Genomic DNA, 19,455 nt, shown 5'->3' on the forward strand with positions numbered 1-19,455 from the left:
CGCTCCTCGTCACTCAACACCAACGGCGGCAGTTTCGGATTCGGCATCACAACACCCTAACCACTGGCCCCGAAATTATGACTCAGGACACTAGGGAGGAGTTGTCAGGAGGCGGTCAGCGTTTCGTGAGCCTCCCACTTTCGCCGGATGCCGAAGGGTCCAACCCCTGCTTATGCTTCCGTGATTCGTTCACTGGGAGGAAACGCATGAAGAAGCTCCTCGTCACCACGCTGGCCGTCGGTTCACTGCTCGCCGCGTTCGCGCCGACGGCCGGCGCCGCGACCGTGGCGAACAGCGAGCCCACCACGACCCACGGCGCCTGCCAGTACACCGAAACGCCGGACGAGCCCGCCGCCCGTCCCGTGCCCCTGCCGCCCGACCCGCAGCAAACCCCTGACCGCGGCAAGGTCGCCGTCCCCGTGCTCACCAACCAGGGCCTGCTGCCGCTCACCCTCGACCGCGCCGAGGCGCCGTGCACGGTGCAGAGCTTCCTGCACCTGGCCCGCCACGGCTTCTTCAACCAGACCACCTGCCACCGCCTCACCGACTACCCGACCCTCAAGGTGCTGCAGTGCGGAGACCCCACGGCCACCGGTGAAGGCGGCCCCGGCTACCGCTTCCGTGACGAGCTCCCCACCGACCTGCCGCCGTCCACCACCAACCCGGCGGGCCGCATCTACTCCCGCGGTCTGATCGCCATGGCGAACGCCGGCCCGGACACCAACGGCAGCCAGTTCTTCCTCGTCTACGGCGACTCCACCCTGCGTCCCGACTACACGGTCTTCGGCACCGTCGGCCCGCTCGGTCTGCGCACCCTCGACCGCGTCGCCGCCGGCGGCATCAAGCCCGACCCCGAAGGCAGCCCCACGGACGGCGCACCCGCGCGCAAGACCGACCTGGAGCTGGTGCTGCCGCTCGGCCTGTGACAAACGAAAGAAGCGGGCCGGGACTCGAAAGTCCCTGCCCGCTCCGTTCGCACGAAACTCAGTGCTGCACAGCCTTTTCCGCGTGCGCACCCGTCAACGCCCGCACCTCCATCTCCGCGTACTTCTTCGCGTTGCGCTCCTTCGACAGCACCGTGCCGAGCCACCCGAGCAGGAACGCCACCGGGATCGACACCAGGCCCGGGTTGTCGAGCGGGAACCAGTGGAAGTCCACGCCCTGCAGCATCGAGGCGCTCTTGCCGGTCTTCGCGTCGATCGGCTTGCCCGACACCGCGGGCGAGAACACGATCAGCACCAGCGACACGATCAGGCCGCCGTAGATGCTCCACAGCGCGCCCTGGGTGTTGAACCGCTTCCAGAACAGCGAGTACAGGATCGTCGGCAGGTTCGCCGAAGCCGCGACCGCGAACGCGAGCGCCACGAGGAACGCGACGTTCTGCCCGTTGGCCAGGATGCCGCCGACGATCGCGACCGCGCCGATCACCAGGGCGGTGATCCGCGCGACGCGCACCTCCGAGCCCGGCGTCGGCTTGCCGCGCTTCACCACGTTCGCGTACACGTCGTGGGCGAACGAAGCCGACGCGGTGATCGTCAGACCGGCCACCACGGCGAGGATCGTGGCGAACGCGATCGCCGAGATCAGGCCCAGCAGCACCGGCCCGCCGAGGTTGAGCGCGAGCAGCGGCGCCGCCGAGTTCACACCGCCCGGTGCGGCCTTGATGTCGTCGGGGCCGACGAGCGCGCCCGCGCCGTAACCGAGCACCAGCGTGAACAGGTAGAACACGCCGATCAGCACGATCGCCCAGACCACCGAGCGGCGGGCTTCGCGGGCCGTGGGCACGGTGTAGAAGCGCATCAGCACGTGGGGCAGGCCCGCGGTGCCGAGCACCAGCGCGATGCCGAGCGAGAAGAAGTCCAGTTTGGACGTTCCCGTGGCACCGTACTGCTTGCCCGGCCCGAGCAGCGTCTCACCGACCTGGCCCGCCTTGTCCACGGCGCCCTGCAGCAAAGCCGAGAAGTTGAAGCCGTACTTGCCGAGCACCCACAGCGTCATCGCGAGCGCGCCGACGATGAGCAGCACGGCCTTGATGATCTGCACCCACGTGGTGCCCTTCATCCCGCCGATGAGCACGTAGGCGATCATGATCACGCCCACCACGGCGATGACCACCGACTGCGCCGTCCTGCCCTCGATGCCCAGGAGCAGCGCCACCAGGCCGCCGGCGCCGGTCATCTGGGCCAGCAGGTAGAAGAACGACACGATCAGCGTCGAAATCGCCGCCGCGGCCCGCACCGGACGCTGCCGCATGCGGAACGCCAGTACGTCGCCCATCGTGAACTTGCCGGTGTTGCGCAGCAGTTCGGCCACGAGCAGCAGCGCGACCAGCCAGGCCACGAGGAAGCCGATCGAGTAGAGGAACCCGTCGTAGCCGTACACCGCGATGGCACCCGCAATACCGAGGAACGACGCAGCCGACAGGTAGTCACCGCTGATCGCGATGCCGTTCTGCGGGCCGCTGAACGCGCGCCCGGCGGCGTAGTAGTCGGAGGCCGTCTTCGTGTTGCGGCTCGCGCGGAACACGACCACGAGCGTGATCACCACGAACACGGCGAAGATGATGATGTTCAGCGTCGGGTTGCTGCCTTCGACGCCCGCGGCGAGGGTGCTCATTCTGACTCCTTCGCGGCCGGGTTCTCGATGTCTTCACGGATCCGCCCGGACAGCGGGTCGAGCTTCCGGTTGGCGTAGCGCACGTACAGCCAGGTGATGAGGAACGTCGACACGAACTGCAGCAGGCCGAACAGCAGGCCCACGGTGAAGTTGCCGGCGATCTTCGTGCTCATGAAGCCGTGCGCGTAGTCGGCCAGCAGCACGTAGAGCAGGTACCAGGCGAGGAACAGCGCGGTCATCGGGAAGACGAAGCGGCGCAACCGGCCGCGCAGCTGCCTGAACTCGGCGCTCTCCTGGACCTGTTCCCAGTCCATGTCCGGCGCTTCGCCGGGCGGACCGGTGTCGGTGGGACTCATCGTCACTCCCTCGCGACGCTGCGGATTGTGGTCCGCGCCACAGTAGGGAGGCGGGCGCCGAGGAGGAAGCGTCAGCGGTTCAAACGCCGGGCCACACGACGAACGGTCGACGAGCGGTACGCGGGTGCGGACGAATGGGGCGGTTCGGGCCCGGGCGCTCGTTCGTCGAGGTGCAGGCGGAGCATGGCCGCGCCGGCCCAGGACGGGGGCCGGCCACGCAGGGAGACGGCCACCATCACGCCGAACGCGAGCGGTACGGACCAGGGTGCCGGTTGCGACACCAAGATCGCCACCCAGCCGTCGAGCTTCGGCCCGGCCAGGGCGAACAGGATCGAGCCGGACGAGGCCACGAGCCCGGTCACCACCCCGCAGATCCCACCCGCAGCGGTGAGGCGCGGCCACCAGATGCCGAGCACGAGCAGCGGGCAGAAGGTGGACGCGGCCACGGTGAAGCCCCACGTCACCAGCACCCCGGCGTCGAGCCGCGCCGACGGCAGCGCCAGCACCACCATCGCGGCAGCGGCGAAGACCACGGTGACGCGCAGGCGGCGCAGGCCACCGGGCATGAGGTCGTAGGCGAGCGCGCCGGACATCACGAGCAGCAGGCCCAGCGACGTCGCCAGGAACGCCGCGAACGCGCCCGCGGTGAGCAGCGCCGTGAACAGCTCGCCGGCCCACCCGGTGTCGACCTCGGCCGGCAGCGCGACGACGACGGTGTCCGTGTCGCCGGAGAGGTAGATCTCGGGTACCAGCACCCGGCCGAGCACGCCGTAGACGCCGGGGAACAGGTAGAACACGCCCAGCAGCGCCACGGTGATCGCGGCGGTGCGGCGCGCGGCGCGGCCGTCGGGGCTGGTGTGGAAGCGCATCAGCACGTGGGGCAGGCCCATGGTGCCGAGCATCGTCGCGATCAGCACGGCCCACGTGCCCAGCAGCGGGTAGCCCTTGTCGAGGTCGAGCAGCGGGCGTTGCCAGTCGGGGCCGCCCAGCGCCGCGCCGTCGCTGACGTCGGGCACCGGCGCGTTGGCGGCGAAGACCATTCGTTGTCCACTGTGGACTTCAAGCTCACCCGGTGGCAAGGTGCGTGGGCCGTTTTCGGCGATGACGGTCGTGGGCTCGCGCAGCTCGATGGTCACGTCGTGCTCGAAGTCCACCGGCGTCTCGTGCGTGAAGCGGGTGAACTCGACGGGCGTGAGCGCGGCGTCGCGGTCGGCTTGGCTCACGTGCAGCACGAGCCACAGCGCGGGCACGAGGAAGAGAAGGAGCTTGAGGAAGAACTGGAACGCCTGCACGTACGTCGCCGCGCGCATCCCGCCGAGCGCCAGCGTGACGCTGACGGCCGTGCCTGCGATCACCACCCCCACCCAGTACGGCGTGCCGCCCACGGCCGTGAGCACCAGCCCGGCCGTGCGGAACTGCGGGACGACGTAGATCGTGCCGATCACCAGCACCACGACGGCCGTGATCCTTCGGAGCGCCGGCGATGCCAGGCGGGCCTCGGCGAAGTCCGGCACGGTCAGCGCCCCGGACCTCCGCATGGGCGCCGCGACGAGCACGAGCATCGCGATGTACCCCGCCGTGAACCCGACCGGGTACCACAGCGCGCCGACGCCGTCCTTCACCACCAGCCCCGCCACCCCGAGGAACGACGCGGCCGACAAGTACTCCCCGGACACCGCCGCGGAGTTCACGAACGGCGAAATCCTCCGCGACGCCACCAGGAAGTCGGACGTCGTGCGCATCGCGGCCACCCCGCGCACGCCGATGAGCAACGTGATCAGCACGACCGGTGTCACCGCCAGCGCGAGGTCCATCTAGCGGTCCTCGGCCTTCTCCGCCCGCCGCAACTGCCACCGTGCCAGCCCGGCCATCACGGGGTACGGCAGCAGCGCGATCATCAACCAGGACAACGGAATGCCCCACACCCGCACCCCGTCCAGCCCCGGCGCTACGGCGAACACCGCGGGCAACCCGAGCACGAGCGCGAACATCGCCACGAGCGCCGGAATGCCCCGCCTGCGTTGCACCCGGTAGAGCTCGGCGGCGCGCTCCGCGTCGGACGCCCTGAGCCGCGGCATGCGCCACCGCCCGCGCGCCTGCCGGCGCGACCGCGCCAGCCGCGTCTGGGGGCTCATCACGACCACCCTCCGCACCCGGCTCACCGCGCGGCCTCCTGGGCGCCCCGATGCTGCGTTCGCTGCGCCCAACGCACTGAATGCCGGATGGGGGCGGGGCACGCCGAGCGGGCCCTCATCAGGACGATCCGATCTGTGCCGGCTGTGCTGCCTCCAGAAGCTGGTCCGGCGGATCCCGCGCACACCGGCGGCTCGCCTGGAGAGCCAGGGGCGCACCGATGCCACTTCTGGTGCGTGCAAAGCACCGAACGCCGCGTTGGGTGCGGCCAGCGCACCGAATGCCGCACGGGGGCAGAGCGGACCGGCCCGGCCCCGCTCACCGGGACGACCCCAGCTGTCCCTGCTGCGCCGCCTCCAACAACCGGTCCCGCAGATCCCGCGCGTGCCGCCGGCTCACCGGCACGTCGCCGGCGTGCGTGTGCGCCAGGAGCCCACCCGTCGTGTCGCTGCGCAGCTCCACCACCGCCGACACCGACAGCAGGAATCCCCGGTGCACCCGCGTGAACCCGGTGCCCTCCCAGTACTCCTCCAGCCGCGAGATCGGCATGCGCACCAGGTGCACGCCGCCGCGGGTGTGGAGGCGGACGTAGTCGCCGTGGGCTTCCACGAAGAGGACGTCGTCGCGGCGGACGTAGCGGGTGCGGCCACCCGCGTCGACCGGGAGGGCGGCCATGGCGTCGGGCACGGGGCTCGCCGGAGAACCCGGCGCCATGCGCACGACCTTCGCCAGCGCCGCCGCGAGGCGTTCCGTGCGGACGGGCTTGAGCAGGTAGTCCACGGCGCCGATGCCGTACGCCGCCACCGCGTGGCCGTCGTGGGCCGTCACGAACACGATCACCGGCGGTTCGGACAAGCGGGCCAACAGCGTGGCCAGCTCCAGCCCGTCGAGGCCCGGCATGGAGATGTCGAGGAACACCGCGTCGAAGGGGTCGGCCTGCAACAGCTTCAGCGCCGACAACGCGTCGCCCGCGCCCACGACCTCGCCGACCTCCGGGGCCTCGCGCAGCATGCGGCACAGCTCGTCCAGCGCCGGCGCGAGGTCGTCGACCGCCAGCACCCGCAGCCCGCTCACGGCAGCACCCCCGGCTGGAACCGCGGCACCCGCACGACCACCCGTGTGCCGGCGCCGACCTCGGTCTCGACGGTCAACCCGTACCAGGCGCCGTACACGTTGCGCAGTCGTCTGTCCACATTGGCCAGACCGAGGCCATCGGAAGAAGCACGGCCCGCGAGGATGTCCGCGGCCAGCTTCGGGTCCATGCCCACCCCGTCGTCCTCCACGCTGATCACGCAGTCGTTCCCTTCCGCCTGCCCGTGCACCTGCACCAGCCCGGTGGTCGCTCGCGGCTCGATGCCGTGCCGGATCGCGTTCTCCACCAGCGGCTCCAGCACCAGGTACGGCACGGCCACCGCCAGCACCTCCGGCGCCACCCGCACCTGCACCTTCAGCCGCTCACCCAGCACCGCGCGCTGCAGCGCCAGGTACGTCTCCACCGCCGGAACTCCTCCGCCACCACGGTGTACTCGCCGTGGCGCGCGAGGCTGTAGCGCGTGTAGTCGGCGAAGTCGAGCATCAGGTCCCGCGCCCGGTCCGGCTCCGAGCGCACCAGCGAAGCGATCACCGTCAACGCGTTGTACACGAAATGCGGTGACATCTCCGCCCGCAACGCCCGCAACTCCGCCTGCGCCGCCTGATCGGCCGACGCCTCCAGCCGGCCGCGTTCCAGCGCCTGCACCACGACGTCGGCCGCCTGCCCCACCACGTCGGAGCCGCGCAGGCCCACCACCAGCAGCGCCCCGGCCAGCTCGTCGTGGACGTGCAGCGGCACGGCCGTCACCTCGTCGAGCGAAGCGGGTTCCTCGCTGTGCAGCACCTCGTCGAGCACGCGGGCGACGGTGGCGTCCGGCCCCGGCCGTCCGGACCACAGCAGCGAGCCCGACAGGTCCGTGAGCCCCAGCCCGGCCACGCCGAACAGCCGCCGCAGCCCGTGGGCCGCACGCCGCGCGTGGGTGCCGCCGAGGCCGTCGATCAGGTCGTCGGTGACCTTGCGGGCCGCGGCCAGCACCGGCACGGGGCCGGCGCGCACAGCCGAGCGCCACGGCAACCGCACACCCTCGGTCATCGACGGCCTCCCCTCGGCGACGGGCAGGGGGTAGATCCTAGCCCCGAACGCGGCGAAGGGGACTTTCCACGCGGGAAAGTCCCCTTCGAAGGATCGTTACCAGCTCTGCTTGTAGAAGTACTTCGAGTTCGTGTCCAGGTCGTCCTTGGTGATCGAGTGCAGCTCCGCCGGCAGGTTGCGCGTCACCGGCTCGCCCTCTACTCGCCCTTGCGCAGGCCGTCCACTTCGGACGGGCTCCGTCGAGCAGGATCCTGCCGGAAGTCGGCCGCCGCCGTGACCCCACGCGGCTTGGTCAGGTCCACCGCGTCCAGCAGGAGCTCGCTCATCGGCCTACCTCTTGTCGAGTGCGGGCGGGCGGCAGCGGATCGCGGTGAGCGAACCCGACGCCTCGACCTGCCCGGCGTCGAACGGCACCACGTACGTCTCGCCCTTGGCCAGGGCGAACTCGCCGCCGTGTTCGGTGCGCAGGGTGCCTGACCCGTCGAGCACCACGAGCACCGAGAACGACGGGTCGAACGCCAGCGAATCGCCGGTAAGCTGCACGCGGTCGGCGCGGAAGAACTCGTCCGAACCGGCGGCCAGCAGGTCGACCGACGTGGCCTTGTCCTCGGCCGTGTGCTTCACGATCGAGGTGAGCCGCTCGGCGTCCCAGCCCGACGTGTCGAGCGTTTCGATCGCGGTGTCGAACCCGATGCCGAGGTGGCCCTTTTCCGGCGAAGCCAGGAAGTCACGCCACTCCAGCGTCAGCGAGAAGTCGGTGGGCTGCTGCAGCTCCACCACGAACACGCCCTCGCCGATCGCGTGCGGCAGCCCGGCCGGGATGTACACGGTGTCCCCGGCCTGCACGGACACGCTGTTGAGCGCCCCCAGCATGCTCGGCGCGTCCTGTTCCCGCGTCCACTCGGCGACGGTCGCCTTGCTCACCGTCTCCTTGAAGCCCGGGTACACGCGGGGGTCGTCGCCGTAGGTGCCCACCACGATCCACGCCTCGGTCTTGCCGAAGTGCGAGTCGAAATGCTTCTGTGCGAACGAGTCGCTCGGGTGGAAGTGCACGGGCAGCCGCTGGCCGGCGTCGAGCAGCTTCACCAGCAGGCCGGTGGAGTCGCCGAGCTTCGCGACGTGCGCCGCGCCCAGCCAGGCTTCGGCGTTGCCGCGCACGGCGTCACGCAGCCAGCCGCCGTCCGGGAGCTGGGTGAGACCGTTGGTCTCCTGGCCGAACATCGTGGTGACCGAGCCGACCCAGTCCTCGGGGCCGAATTTCGAGTCGGTGCCGGTGGCCCCGCGCAGCGCGGCGATCGCGTCGCCACCGCGGTAGAACTGCGGGGGCTGGTTGGCCGGCAGCCGGATCGGTTCGAGGTGCGTGCTCACGGGGCGACCTCACCGGAACCACGAGCGACAAGATGCACGGGCAGGACTACCTTTCTGGGTGCGGACTGATCCCCCTGGATCCGCGCGAACAGCAGCTCTGCCGCCGCGTGCCCCAGGGCGCTGACGTCGTGGGCGACGACCGTCACCGGCGGGTCCAGCAGGTCCGCCAGCTCGAAGTCGTCGAAGCTCACCATGGCGGGCCGGTGCTCGGCGTGGGCCAGCGCGCGCAGCAGGTGCACGGCCACGCGGTTGTTGCCCGCGATCACCGCGGTCGCCGCGGCGGGACCGGACAGCAGCGTGGCCACGGCGTGCGAGATCGTCTCCTGCGTGGGCGTGCGCATGACAACGAGGCTCTCGTCGTAGGACACGCCGTTGCGCACGCAGCCCTCGCGGAAGCCGCGCAGGCGCTCGGCCGCGGTGAAGATGTCCGGGCTGTCACCGAGGAACGCGATGCGGCGGTGGCCGTGCTGCACGAGGTGCGAGACGGCTTCGATGGTGCCGCCGAGGTTGTCCACGAGCACGGTGTCGGCCACGATGTCCCCGGCCGGGCGGTCCAGGAACACCACCGGCGTGCCCGCGCGCATCTCCGGCACGAGGTAACCGTGCTGCATGCCGGCGGGCACCACGAGGATCCCGTCCACGCGGCGCGCGCAGAACTCCAGCGCCAGCTCGCGTTCGCGGTCGGAGTTCTCCTCCGACGAACCGGTGAGCACGTGGCGGCCGAACGACGTCGCGATGCGCTCCACCGCGCGGTTGAGCTCGGAGTAGAACGGGTTGCCGACGTCTTCCACGATCAGCCCGATCGTGCCCGTGGTGGAGCCCCGGCGCAGGTTGCGGGCGCCGAGGTTGCGGCGGAACCCGAGCTGCTCGATGGCCGCCACCACGCGCTCGGCGGTGTCGGGGTGCACCGCGGGCTCGTCGTTGACCACGCGGGACACGGTTTTGATGCTGACGCCGGCCAGCCGGGCCACATCGCTCATCGTGGCCCGTCGGCTCGCCGGGCGGGGAAGCCCGTCCGCTTCCCGGCCATGAGGAGACAACGTTGTCATAGTGGCGCAGATTGCACACCACGGAGCGGGTGGCTGTCAATGCCCGGTTCGCGAGGAACGGGATTCAGCCCCCGAAAGTTGTGAGGCAGATGGCTGATCAGTGTGTCCGGAACAAGACAGGCTCCCACCTCGCACTTGACGTTCTCGTGAAGGATTGCCCAATGTTGCCCGCATCGACGGTGTGCGCGACAAGGTTGTCATCCACGCCTTGACCCCGGGGCCGGCAACGGCGTCGCGCCGACGACTGGAGAGGCGATGGCGATGGCGCGAGCGCGCTGGAGAGCCGGACTGATCTTCCTGACCACGGCGGTGGTGGCGGCGGTCGCGCCGGCCACCGCGGCCGAAGCGGCGAAGGCACCGGCCACGGATTTCGCGAAGTGGGTGAACCCCTTCGTCGGAACGCGGCCGGGTGGTGAGGACCACGGCACCGGTGGTGGTGCCGGCAACACGTTCCCGGGCGCGGTGGCGCCGTTCGGGATGGTGCAGTGGAGCCCGGACACGGTGAAGTCGCAGCCGGGCGGCTACTTCTACGACGACAACGCCCTCACCGGGTTCAGCCTCACGCACCTCTCGGGCGCGGGCTGCTCGACTTACGAGGACATCCCCTTCATCCCGTACGTCGGCGAGGTCTCGACTTCGCCCGCCACGGACCCGGGCCACTACACGTCGAAGTTCAGCCACGACAACGAACACGCCACCGCGGGCGAGTACGACGTGACCCTCGACAGCGGCGCCGAGGTGGAGCTGTCCGCGACGCAGCGCACCGGCTCCGCGCGCCTGACCTACCCCGCCGGCGCGTCCTCGACGCTGCTGGTCAACACGTCGGGCTCGGTCAACGGCACCGACGACGCGTCGATCACGATCGGCAAGGACACCATCAGTGGCTGGGCCACCAGCGGCCGCTTCTGCGGCGCGAAGAACACCTACCGCGTGTACTTCTCGGCCAAGTTCGACACGCCGTTCGCCTCGATCGGCACGTGGAAGAACGGCGCCGTCACACCGGGCAAGACGTCCGAGACCGGTGGCGCCAGAGCCAAGGTGGCGCAGCCCAACGGCGTGAATGCCGCGATCGCGCGCCCGGCCAAGGCCAAGACGCAGGACACCACCGTGAGCGGCCCCGGCAGCGGCGGCTACGTGACCTTCGCGAACCTCAACGGGGCGCAGGTCAACGTGCAGGTCGGGCTGTCGTTCGTGTCCGTCGACGGCGCGAAGGCGAACCTGAAGGCCGAGAACAACGGCAAGAAGTCGTTCGACCAGGTCGCGGCCGGCGCGCGCAAGGCGTGGAACGACCAGCTCGGCAAGGTCGCCGTGAGCGGCGGCTCCGACGCCGACATGACCACGTTCTACACGTCGCTGTACCACTCGCTGATCCAGCCCAACGTGTTCTCCGACGTGGACGGTTCGTACCCCGGCTTCGACGGCCGGATCCACAAGGCCGACACGGGCCACGCGATGTACACCAACTTCAGCGGCTGGGACATCTACCGCTCGGAGATCCCGCTGCTGGCCACGATCGACCCGGCCCAGACGTCGGACATCGTGCGCTCGATGATGGCCTACGCCGAGCAGGGCGGCTCGTGGGACCGCTGGACCGTGGCCAACGACTACACCGGCGTGATGAACGGCGACCCGTACCACATCATCGTCTCCAGCGCGTACGCCTTCGGCGCGCGTGACTTCGACGCCCAGAAGGCCCTGCTGCTGATGATCAAGGGCGCCACGCAGCCGACCACGGGCTACACCGAGCGTCCCGGCCTCGCGGACTACCTGCGGCTGGGCTACGTGCCCGGCGCCGGCGCGGACACGCTGGAGTACACCAGCGCCGACTTCGCCATCGCGCAGTTCGCGAAGCGCCTCGGCGACTCCGCGACGTACACCACGTTCATGAAGCGTGCCCAGAACTGGCAGAACCTCTACAACCCGGGCACCGGCCACCTGCAGCCGCGCAACGCCGACGGCTCGTTCGCCGGCACCTACGACCCGGCCAGCTCGCAGGGCTGGGTCGAGGGCAACGGCGCGCAGTACGAGTGGATGGTGCCCTACGACCTCGGCGGCCTCGTCTCGGCGTTCGGCGGCGACGCGGCGACCCAGTCGCGGTTGGACACCTTCTTCACACAGCTGAACGCGGGCACGCAGGAGCCGTTCGCCTTCATGGGCAACGAGCCGAACTCCAACGCGCCCTACGTCTACAGCTACGCGGGTGCCCCGGCCAAGACCCAGGCCATCGTGCACCGGTCGATGGACGAGCTCTACAACCCGCGTCCCGAGGGCCTGATCGGCAACGACGACCTCGGCCAGATGTCGGCCTGGTACGTGTGGTCCGCGCTGGGCGTCTACCCGGAGATCCCGGGCCGCGCCGAGGTGCTGCTTTCCACGCCGCGCTTCGAGCACGCCGTGCTCACCACCGGTGCGGGCAAGAAGATCACGATCAACGCGCCGGGCACCGGTGACTACGTCGGGTCGCTGAAGGTCAACGGCGGCGCGGCCGCGAAGTCGTGGCTGCCCGAGGCCCTGATCTCGACCGGCGGCACGCTGGACTTCACCCGCTCGGCCACGGCCACCCAGTGGGGCGCCGGCGCGGACAACGAGCCGCCGTCGTTTCGCGAGCAGGAGAAGCCGAGCCTGGCGTTCGCCAACCCGGCCCGCGTGGTGACCCCGGCGGGCTCGACGGCGACCGCGACCATCGGCGTGCAGGACCTGTCCGGCACCGCGAAGACCTGGAGCTACACCGCTTCGAGCGCCGACGGCATCACGCTCTCGCCGGCGTCGGGCTCGATCGCCGTGCCCGCCAGCGGCAAGGCCCAGGCCACGGTGACGGTCACCGTGCCCGCGGGTACCGCCGACGGCGCCCGCCGCATCCCGGTCACGTTCTCCGCGCCGGGGCTGGGGACCACTCAGGCCGTGCTCACGGTGCTCGTGGCGCAGCAGGGCAGCTGGCTGGCCACAGTGGACAACGCCGGCATCTCGCCCGACTCCGACTCGACGAAGGCCAACTTCGACGGCGGCGGCTGGAGCTACTCGGCCGACGCGCTGGCCGCGGCCGGCGCCACGCCGGGCGGCACGGTGACGAGCGACGGCCTCAAGTTCACCTGGCCGGCGTTCCCGGCGGGCGACCCGGACAACGTGGTGGCAGGAGGCCAGAAGGTGACCGTGTCCGGTTCCGGCCGGCTGGCGCTGCTCGGCGCGGGCTCCAACGGCAACGCGCAGGGCACGCTCACCGTCACCTACACCGACGGCACCACGTCGAGCGCCACCGTCGGCGTCTCCGACTGGACCCTCGGCGGCGGCGCGGCGCAGCCGTCGTTCGGCAACCGGATCGTGCTGTCCACGCCGTACCGCAACGCTTCGGGCACCGACCCGCAGCAGATCCGCACCATGGTGTTCGGCACCGCGCCGATCACGCTGGACGCCGGCAAGACGGTGGCGAGCGTGACGCTGCCGTCGAACGTCAGCGGTGGCGCGATGCACATCTTCGCGATCGCCGTCGGCTGACCCGTTTTCCACCAACTGTGGCGGGTCCTTCCTCGTTCGGGGAAGGGCCCGCCACGAACTCGTTCCCCGGAGGGAGCTCGATGAGGAGCAGAACACTGGCGGGCGCGCTCGCGCTCGCCGTGGCGGCGGCCGGTCTCACGCCGGTCACCGCGTCGGCACGACCGGCCGACGCGCTGGATTCCGTGAACACGTTCATCGGCACGCAGGACGAGGGCAACACGTTCCCCGGGGCGTCCGCGCCGTTCGGCATGGTGCAGGTCTCGCCGTCGACCACGCACTACGCCGGTTACCTCTACACCGACACCGCGATCCGCGGCTTCGGCCACTTCTACCTGTCCGGCGCCGGTTGCTGGGAACAGGGCGGCCTGGTGTCCACCCTGCCCACCACGGGCGCCGTCGGCCCGGGTGCCGCGTTCGACACGACCAAACCGGCCACCTTCGACAACGCGAACTACGCCGCGCCCTACACCCACGACGGTGAGGTCGGCAAACCCGGCTACTACAAGGTGCACCTGACCGGCTACGGCGGCGTGGACGTCGAGACCACGGCCACCACGCGCAGCGGTGTCGAGCGCTACACGTTCGACAAGTCGGGGCCCGCCAACGTGTTCGTGAACGTCGGACAGGCCAACGCCAAGGAGCCGGTGACCGGCAGCAGCGTGCGGATCGTCGACGACCACACGGTCGCGGGCACCGTCGAATCGCAGGCCTTCTGCGGTGGCAAGGCCTACACGACGTACTTCACGACTCACTTCGACAAGCCCTTCTCCAGCTACGGCACCTGGTCGCCGACCGGCGGAACGCCCGGCAGCAGGACCTCGGCCGGTGGTGCGGGCCTGCGTGGCGCGTGGCTGACGTTCCCGAAGGGGGACCAGATCACGGCCACCACCTCGATCTCCCAGGTGGACGCCCACGGCGCCGACGTGAACCTCGCGGCTTCGCGCGTGCGCCCGTTCGACGCGGTGAAGGCCGACGCCCAGCGCACGTGGCGCACGGAACTGTCCAGTGTGGACATCGGCGGCGGCACGCCGGACGAGCGCACGGTGTTCTACACCTCGCTCTACCACGCCTTCCTGCAGCCGCAGACCGCGAACGACGCCGACGGTCGCTACTACGGCTTCGACAAGAAGATCCACCGCGCGATCGGCTGGACGTACTACGACTTCTTCTCGCTGTGGGACACCTACCGCAGCCAGAATCAGCTCCTCGCGCTGCTGAAGCCCGACCGGGCCCGCGACATCGCGAAGAGCATCCTCGCGATCCACGAGGAGGGCGGCTGGCTGCCGCGGTGGGCGTACGCGAGCCAGGAGACCAACACCATGACCGGCGACCCGGTCACGCCGTTCCTGGTCGACCTGTGGCGCTTCGGTGCGCTGCGCGGGGACGAAGTCGAGGCGTACCAGGCGTTGCTGCAGAACTCGCAGCAGATCCCGCCGGCGTCCTCGCCGTTCCAGGGCCGCTCCGGCAACGCCGGCTACCAGGCCGACGGGTTCGTGCAGTACGACCCGAACTTCCCCAAGAAGGGCCAGGACACCGACCCGAACCACGGCGCGTCGGCCACGCTCGAGTACGCGCTCGGCGACTGCTCGCTCTCGACCATGGCCGCGGCCCTGGGCAAGAAGCAGGACGCGGCCGCGCTGGCCGCGAAGGGCCGCACGTACCAGACGCTGTGGGACTCCACCGTGTCCGACCGCGGCTTCACCGGCTTCTTCCGCCCGAAGGTCGCCGGCGGCGACTGGTTCACCCCGGCCGGCCAGGCCTACAGCCCGCAGAGCCAGGACGGCTTCCACGAGGGCACCGCGTGGCAGTACCAGTGGCTCGTGCAGCAGGACGTGCCCGGCCTGATGAAGGAGATGGGCGGGGCGGCCAACACCCACGCCCGCCTCGACGATTTCTTCGCCTACGACGACCTCGTGACGGACCCGGCGAAGACCGTCCGCGAGGAGTGGGTCGTCGGGCCGTACTCCTACTACAACCAGTTCCGCTACAACCCCAACAACGAACCCGACCTGCACTCGCCGTGGATGTACACGCTCACCGGCCAGCCGTGGAAGACCTCCGCGGTGGTGCGCGCGGCTCACACCCTGTTCACGAACGCCCCCAACGGCGTCACGGGCAACGACGACCTCGGCACCATGTCGGCCTGGTACGTCTTCAGCGCGCTCGGCCTCTACCCGGCCGTGCCCGGTACCGGGAACTTCGTGCTCAACGCGCCGCAGTTCGCGAAGTCGGTGCTGCACCTGCAGAACGGGCGTTCGGTGACGATCAAGGCACCGGGCGCCGACGGGTCGAAACTCCAGTACATCCGCGGCCTGAAGGTGGGTGACGGCTGGTTGTCCCGTTCGTCGGACAAGGCGTACGTCAACGTGGACCAGCTGACGCGCGGGACCACACTGGACTTCACCCTCACCGCCGACGCCTCGCAGGCCACGTGGGCAACGTCACCTTCGTCGGCGCCGCCGTCACCTTGTGCCGGTTAGTGTCCGATTGAGAACGGTCTGTGAAGACCCCTTCCCGGAATGCGAGACCGGGAGGGGGTCTTCCCCGTTTTCGGGGCATTTCCGGTGGTTTTCCGCACGGCCGCTCAATGGTTCAGACCACTCGTGGTCACGCGTCGTGAGGATAGTCACGGCCCCCGGTGTTTCGGTGAGAGCGGTCACGCCTCACACTGGTGTCATACGCGTCCGACAGTGCTGTTGACGACCGAGGGGAAAGTCCCCCTTGGACAGTGCTCCCCGGGCGCGTTTTGTGTGTGCAGGAAGCACGCACCCGTGACGTCACAGGAGGAAGTCGTGTCCAGCAAGGCCGCTCTCGTGTTCCGCGTGGCCGCAGTCGCCGAAGCCCTGTCCTGGGCCGCGTTGCTGATCGGGATGTTCCTGAAGTACGTCGTGCACACCTCCGGTGAGGGCGGCGTTCCCGTCATCGGCATGGTCCACGGCGTGATCTTCGTCCTCTACGTCGTCACGTCCCTGTCCGTGGCGAAGCCGCTCGGCTGGCGCCCGAAGACGCTGGTGCTCGCGCTGCTGTCCAGCATCCCGCCGCTGTTCACCTGGCTCTTCGAGACCTGGGCCCTGCGCAACGGCCGCCTCGACGGTCCCCAGCGCCTGACCCACGGCGGTGTCGGCCTGTTCGAGCCGCGCGTGCCGGAGACCGTGAACGCCTGAGCCGTTCGCTTCGACGGGCCCGTACGACCATCGCGGTCGTGCGGGCCCGTTCGGCGTTCGGAGCGGTTTTCGTCCGGAGCGGCTATTCGCTGAAGTCGCCGGACGACCGGCGCACCTTCGTCAGCAGTTCGGTCAGCTGCTCGACCTGCCGCTCGGTCAACCCGGTCAGCCCGAAGTCGATCCCCGTCACCGCGGCCGTCGCGGCTTCGCGGCGCGCCCGCCCGTCGTCGGTGATCTCGACGAGCGTCGTGCGGCGGTCGGTGGGGTGCGGCACGCGCTTCACGAGCCCGTCGCGCTCGAGGCGGTCGACTATGTTGGTGACACTGGTGGGGTGGAGCTGCAGCCGTTCACCCATCACGCGCATCGGCAGCCGCGAGTTGCGGGCGAAGGTGAGCAACACGAGCGCCTCGTAGCGGGCGAACGTGAGGCCGTGCGGCTTGAGCGAGTGGTCGACCGCCGACTGGATGATCTGTTGCACCCGCATCAGTCCGGTGACCGCGGCCATGGTTCCGGCGGGGCCGATCCGGTCCTCCCAGATCTCGGCCGCGCGGGCGATCGGGTCGAACGGCAGCGGTCGGTTCATGACAAACGAAGTTACCAGCGGGTACCCGGAACACGGCGATCGCCCTGCTCGCCCCGCCATTGTTCCGCATCCAGGAAAGGACCCCGACATGATCGTCGCCTTCAGCGTGAGCCCCTCGGCCGCCACCCCGGACGGCAGCGTGAGCGAAGCCGTCGCCCGCGCCGTCAAGGTCGTCCGCGACAGCGGCCTGCCGAACTCCACCAGCTCGATGTTCACCGAGATCGAAGGCGAATGGGACGAGGTCATGGCCGTCGTGAAGCAGGCCGTGGCCGCCGCGGGGGAGGGCTCGGCCCGCGTCGGTCTCGTCCTCAAGGCCGACATCCGCCCCGGCTACGACACCGACCAGCTCACCGCCAAGGTCGCCCGTGTGGAAGCCCATCTCCGCGACGCCTGACGCTCGCGCGCGGCTCCGGGCGACTTGGGCCCGGAGCCCGCCTCCCCTTACGGCCACCAGCCACGCCCGTACCACCTGCCGACCAACGGCCACGGCCTGCTCGCCGCCGGCCGCACCCGCCGCCGGCTTGGCCCGCACGGTCACGCCGCTCCACCTCGGCTTGCGCCGCCACCGGCCCACTCGCGTTGCTGGTACCCGGTCCTCGCCTGCGATTTCGTCGAGCTCGGTCCCGGTCGCGGCGCCACCGGTCCATTCGTGCGGTTCCGCCGGGCTCTCGCCACGCGACTTGCCTGCGGGCCACCCCGGTGCCGGCGTTGATTGCGTCGTCCGGGTGAGCCGGCGGGACAGCCATTGCTCTCGGCCCCCGCTGCGGCACCAGCGGTCCATTCGCGCGATGTCGCCCGGCCCGGTTGAGGGCGAGGCCCGCGCTGGCGGCGATCGCCGTTCCCGCCGGAACAACGCGACTTCCCGCCCAGCGGCCCGCGCAGACAAGGCCCCAAACCCGCAGGACTGCCCGCTTTCCCTAGGGCAACGGAGGCGTCAACGCCACCGTCCACCGTCCCTCTTCCCTGGTCACCGCCAGTGAATACGTGAACCGCGCCCCTCGCGCCACGCCGGTCACCACCGCGCGGGTCGGGGCGAGGTCGTCCGGCACGAGCTGCACCGCGATGTCGCGCGCGTCCGTGTCACCCAGCACCGCGACGTAGTCGTCGGCGAAGTCCGAAGCGCCCGAGCCCGGGTAGTTCAGCAGGTCCTCCAACGCCCCCGAGTCACGGGTCACCAGCGCGCCACGCAGTGAATCGCGCAGTGCGACCGGCGTCGGCGCCCCCGGGTCCGGCTGGTTGGCAATGCTCACGGTGATCGCGAGGACCCACGCCACGCCCACCCCGACCGCCACCACCACGGTCGCGTTGCGCCGGCTCAGCATCACGGCCTCCCTGATCTTCCGCCGTGAGCATGCACGAGCCGGCCGCTCCTGCCAATCCGCGACGCGATCGCGACCCGGCAGCCGCGTGATCGCGGCAAGCGAACGCCACGACCGCCCCACCCGGGCACCAGCGGTGAAATGTCCCGCCCCGCCGTGCCAGGATGGAGGGCGTGACACACCCACGCGGATCTGCAGCGAACTCAGCGGCCATGTCCGCCGCACTGTCCGGCGCGGTCGACCTGTCCGCGCTCAAGGCCCGGGCCGACGCGTCCCGGAGCCAGCCCCCCGCGCCGCACGCGGGTGCGGCGCCGGCGGAGGGGGCCGCGCCACCCTCGGACGTGATCCTGGATGTGACGGAAGCCACGTTCCAGGCCGACGTCGTCGAGCGCTCGCTCAACCAGCTCGTGCTCGTGGACCTGTGGGCCGACTGGTGCGGCCCGTGCAAGCAGCTCAGCCCCGTGCTCGAGCGCCTCGCCACCGAAGCGGCCGGTGCGTGGGTGCTCGCCCGGGTCGACGTGGACGCCAACCCGCGCATCGCACAGCTGTTCGGCGCCCAGTCGATCCCCACGGTCGTCGCGATCGGCGGCGGCCAGCCCGTGGACGCGTTCTCCGGTGCCCTGCCGGAGCCCGAGATCCGCAAGTGGCTGGGCGCGCTGCTCGACGCGCTGCGCGACAAGCTCCCCGGCATCCGCGCCGCCGAGGAGGTCCGCGGCCCGATCGAGGAGCCCGAGGACCCGCGCTTCACCGAGGCCGAGGAAGCCTTCGAGCGGGGCGATTTCGCCGCCGCGCAGGCCGCCTACGAGCGCATCCTCGACGCCGAGCCCGCCAACGAGCTGGCCAAGAACGCCCTGGCCCAGGTCAAGTTCACGGCCCGCGCCGAAGCGGCCGACCCCGACGCCCGCGCCAAGGCCGACGCCGACCCGGCCGACCTCGACGCCCAGCTCGCGGCCGCCGACCTCGAGATCGCGGAACAGGATGTCGACGCCGCGTTCACCCGCCTGATCGACGCCGTGCGCCGCACCGCCGGCGACGACCGCAACCGCGTCCGCGAGCACCTCGTCGCCCTGTTCGAGCTCTTCGACCCGGCCGACGAACGCGTGATGAAGGCCCGCCGCAACCTGGCGAGCGCCTTGTTCTGAGCCGATACCGGACGAAGGCCCCCGTTCCCTGAACTGCTCCCCGGAAGTTGGACTGAGAAATTCAGTTCCGGCTTCCGGGGAGCAGTTGTATGGATGGACGTAGTTCGC

At 70.5% G+C, this 19,455-nt stretch carries 16 protein-coding genes and 1 pseudogene; 6 read left to right on the top strand and 11 right to left on the bottom strand.

Annotation, left to right across the window (positions count from 1 at the left end; genetic code table 11):
• Nucleotides 1–206: 206 nt before the first annotated feature.
• Nucleotides 207–926 (top strand): peptidylprolyl isomerase, encoded by a 720-nt coding sequence (locus ACWEOE_RS41255; RefSeq protein ID WP_452019152.1) that lies wholly within the window; start codon nt 207–209, stop codon nt 924–926.
• A 58-nt stretch (nt 927–984) separates the two neighbouring features.
• Here the strand turns inward: ACWEOE_RS41255 and ACWEOE_RS41260 are convergent, their stop codons facing one another.
• The 9 genes and pseudogenes from ACWEOE_RS41260 to ACWEOE_RS41300 form a co-directional block, all read right to left on the bottom strand.
• Nucleotides 985–2,616: a solute symporter family protein gene (locus ACWEOE_RS41260; protein WP_452019154.1), complete on the bottom strand. Its 1,632-nt coding sequence runs from the start codon at nt 2,614–2,616 to the stop codon at nt 985–987.
• Nucleotides 2,613–2,972 carry a DUF485 domain-containing protein gene (locus ACWEOE_RS41265; protein WP_452019156.1) on the bottom strand — a complete coding sequence of 120 codons (360 nt, stop codon included), beginning with the start codon at nt 2,970–2,972 and terminating at the stop codon, nt 2,613–2,615. The genes ACWEOE_RS41260 and ACWEOE_RS41265 overlap by 4 nt, the downstream gene beginning before the upstream one ends.
• Before the next feature lie 71 nt (nt 2,973–3,043).
• Nucleotides 3,044–4,786: a sodium/solute symporter gene (locus tag ACWEOE_RS41270; protein WP_452019158.1), complete on the bottom strand. Its 1,743-nt coding sequence runs from the start codon at nt 4,784–4,786 to the stop codon at nt 3,044–3,046.
• On the bottom strand, nt 4,787–5,134 hold the full coding sequence (locus ACWEOE_RS41275) for a hypothetical protein (RefSeq protein WP_452019160.1): 348 nt from the start codon (nt 5,132–5,134) through the stop codon (nt 4,787–4,789).
• Nucleotides 5,135–5,423: 289 nt separating this feature from the next.
• Nucleotides 5,424–6,179 (bottom strand): LytR/AlgR family response regulator transcription factor, encoded by a 756-nt coding sequence (locus ACWEOE_RS41280; protein ID WP_452019162.1) that lies wholly within the window; start codon nt 6,177–6,179, stop codon nt 5,424–5,426.
• A pseudogene (locus ACWEOE_RS41285) lies at nt 6,176–7,230 on the bottom strand (sensor histidine kinase). The gene ACWEOE_RS41280 and the pseudogene ACWEOE_RS41285 overlap by 4 nt, the downstream one beginning before the upstream one ends.
• Before the next feature lie 197 nt (nt 7,231–7,427).
• The gene (locus ACWEOE_RS41290) at nt 7,428–7,556 is read right to left on the bottom strand and encodes a hypothetical protein (protein ID WP_452019164.1); all 129 of its coding nucleotides are present in this window, start codon (nt 7,554–7,556) and stop codon (nt 7,428–7,430) included.
• 4 nt (nt 7,557–7,560) lie between these two features.
• Entirely contained in the window at nt 7,561–8,598 is a 1,038-nt protein-coding gene (locus tag ACWEOE_RS41295; RefSeq protein ID WP_452019166.1) for a class I mannose-6-phosphate isomerase, read from the bottom strand.
• A complete protein-coding gene (locus tag ACWEOE_RS41300) occupies nt 8,595–9,578 on the bottom strand; it encodes a LacI family DNA-binding transcriptional regulator (RefSeq protein ID WP_452019168.1) in 984 nt (327 codons plus the stop codon). Before ACWEOE_RS41300 ends, ACWEOE_RS41295 begins: the two co-directional genes overlap by 4 nt.
• A 324-nt stretch (nt 9,579–9,902) precedes the next feature.
• On the opposite strand from ACWEOE_RS41300, the gene ACWEOE_RS41305 reads away from it, so the two are divergent.
• From ACWEOE_RS41305 to ACWEOE_RS41315, 3 genes are all read left to right on the top strand, one after another.
• Nucleotides 9,903–13,139 carry a GH92 family glycosyl hydrolase gene (locus ACWEOE_RS41305; protein ID WP_452019170.1) on the top strand — a complete coding sequence of 1,079 codons (3,237 nt, stop codon included), beginning with the start codon at nt 9,903–9,905 and terminating at the stop codon, nt 13,137–13,139.
• Between the two features lie 80 nt (nt 13,140–13,219).
• On the top strand, nt 13,220–15,619 hold the full coding sequence (locus ACWEOE_RS41310) for a GH92 family glycosyl hydrolase (protein ID WP_452019172.1): 2,400 nt from the start codon (nt 13,220–13,222) through the stop codon (nt 15,617–15,619).
• 312 nt (nt 15,620–15,931) lie between these two features.
• A complete protein-coding gene (locus tag ACWEOE_RS41315) occupies nt 15,932–16,303 on the top strand; it encodes a DUF3817 domain-containing protein (RefSeq protein ID WP_452019174.1) in 372 nt (123 codons plus the stop codon).
• A gap of 82 nt (nt 16,304–16,385) precedes the next feature.
• Here the strand turns inward: ACWEOE_RS41315 and ACWEOE_RS41320 are convergent, their stop codons facing one another.
• Nucleotides 16,386–16,886, bottom strand: coding sequence for a MarR family winged helix-turn-helix transcriptional regulator (locus ACWEOE_RS41320; RefSeq protein WP_452019176.1), 501 nt, complete (start codon nt 16,884–16,886; stop codon nt 16,386–16,388).
• 88 nt (nt 16,887–16,974) lie between these two features.
• On the opposite strand from ACWEOE_RS41320, the gene ACWEOE_RS41325 reads away from it, so the two are divergent.
• Nucleotides 16,975–17,280 carry a thiamine-binding protein gene (locus ACWEOE_RS41325; RefSeq protein ID WP_452019178.1) on the top strand — a complete coding sequence of 102 codons (306 nt, stop codon included), beginning with the start codon at nt 16,975–16,977 and terminating at the stop codon, nt 17,278–17,280.
• Nucleotides 17,281–17,803: 523 nt separating this feature from the next.
• On the opposite strand, the gene ACWEOE_RS41330 is transcribed toward ACWEOE_RS41325, so the two are convergent.
• Nucleotides 17,804–18,208 carry a hypothetical protein gene (locus tag ACWEOE_RS41330; RefSeq protein WP_452019180.1) on the bottom strand — a complete coding sequence of 135 codons (405 nt, stop codon included), beginning with the start codon at nt 18,206–18,208 and terminating at the stop codon, nt 17,804–17,806.
• A 170-nt stretch (nt 18,209–18,378) separates the two neighbouring features.
• On the opposite strand from ACWEOE_RS41330, the gene ACWEOE_RS41335 reads away from it, so the two are divergent.
• A complete protein-coding gene (locus ACWEOE_RS41335) occupies nt 18,379–19,347 on the top strand; it encodes a tetratricopeptide repeat protein (RefSeq protein ID WP_452019182.1) in 969 nt (322 codons plus the stop codon).
• Nucleotides 19,348–19,455 lie beyond the last annotated feature (108 nt).

The organism is Amycolatopsis sp. NPDC004368 (genome assembly GCF_053602515.1).

Excerpts from the sequence above, each read along its gene's own strand:
- ACWEOE_RS41255 (WP_452019152.1), top strand. The coding sequence starts at position 207 with ATGAAGAAGCTCCTCGTCACCACGCTGGCCGTCGGTTCACTGCTCGCC.
- ACWEOE_RS41260 (WP_452019154.1), bottom strand. The coding sequence starts at position 2,616 with ATGAGCACCCTCGCCGCGGGCGTCGAAGGCAGCAACCCGACGCTGAAC.
- ACWEOE_RS41265 (WP_452019156.1), bottom strand. The coding sequence starts at position 2,972 with ATGAGTCCCACCGACACCGGTCCGCCCGGCGAAGCGCCGGACATGGAC.
- ACWEOE_RS41270 (WP_452019158.1), bottom strand. The coding sequence starts at position 4,786 with ATGGACCTCGCGCTGGCGGTGACACCGGTCGTGCTGATCACGTTGCTC.
- ACWEOE_RS41290 (WP_452019164.1), bottom strand. The coding sequence starts at position 7,556 with ATGAGCGAGCTCCTGCTGGACGCGGTGGACCTGACCAAGCCGCGTGGG.
- ACWEOE_RS41300 (WP_452019168.1), bottom strand. The coding sequence starts at position 9,578 with ATGAGCGATGTGGCCCGGCTGGCCGGCGTCAGCATCAAAACCGTGTCC.
- ACWEOE_RS41305 (WP_452019170.1), top strand. The coding sequence starts at position 9,903 with ATGGCGATGGCGCGAGCGCGCTGGAGAGCCGGACTGATCTTCCTGACC.
- ACWEOE_RS41310 (WP_452019172.1), top strand. The coding sequence starts at position 13,220 with ATGAGGAGCAGAACACTGGCGGGCGCGCTCGCGCTCGCCGTGGCGGCG.
- ACWEOE_RS41320 (WP_452019176.1), bottom strand. The coding sequence starts at position 16,886 with ATGAACCGACCGCTGCCGTTCGACCCGATCGCCCGCGCGGCCGAGATC.
- ACWEOE_RS41325 (WP_452019178.1), top strand. The coding sequence starts at position 16,975 with ATGATCGTCGCCTTCAGCGTGAGCCCCTCGGCCGCCACCCCGGACGGC.
- ACWEOE_RS41330 (WP_452019180.1), bottom strand. The coding sequence starts at position 18,208 with ATGCTGAGCCGGCGCAACGCGACCGTGGTGGTGGCGGTCGGGGTGGGC.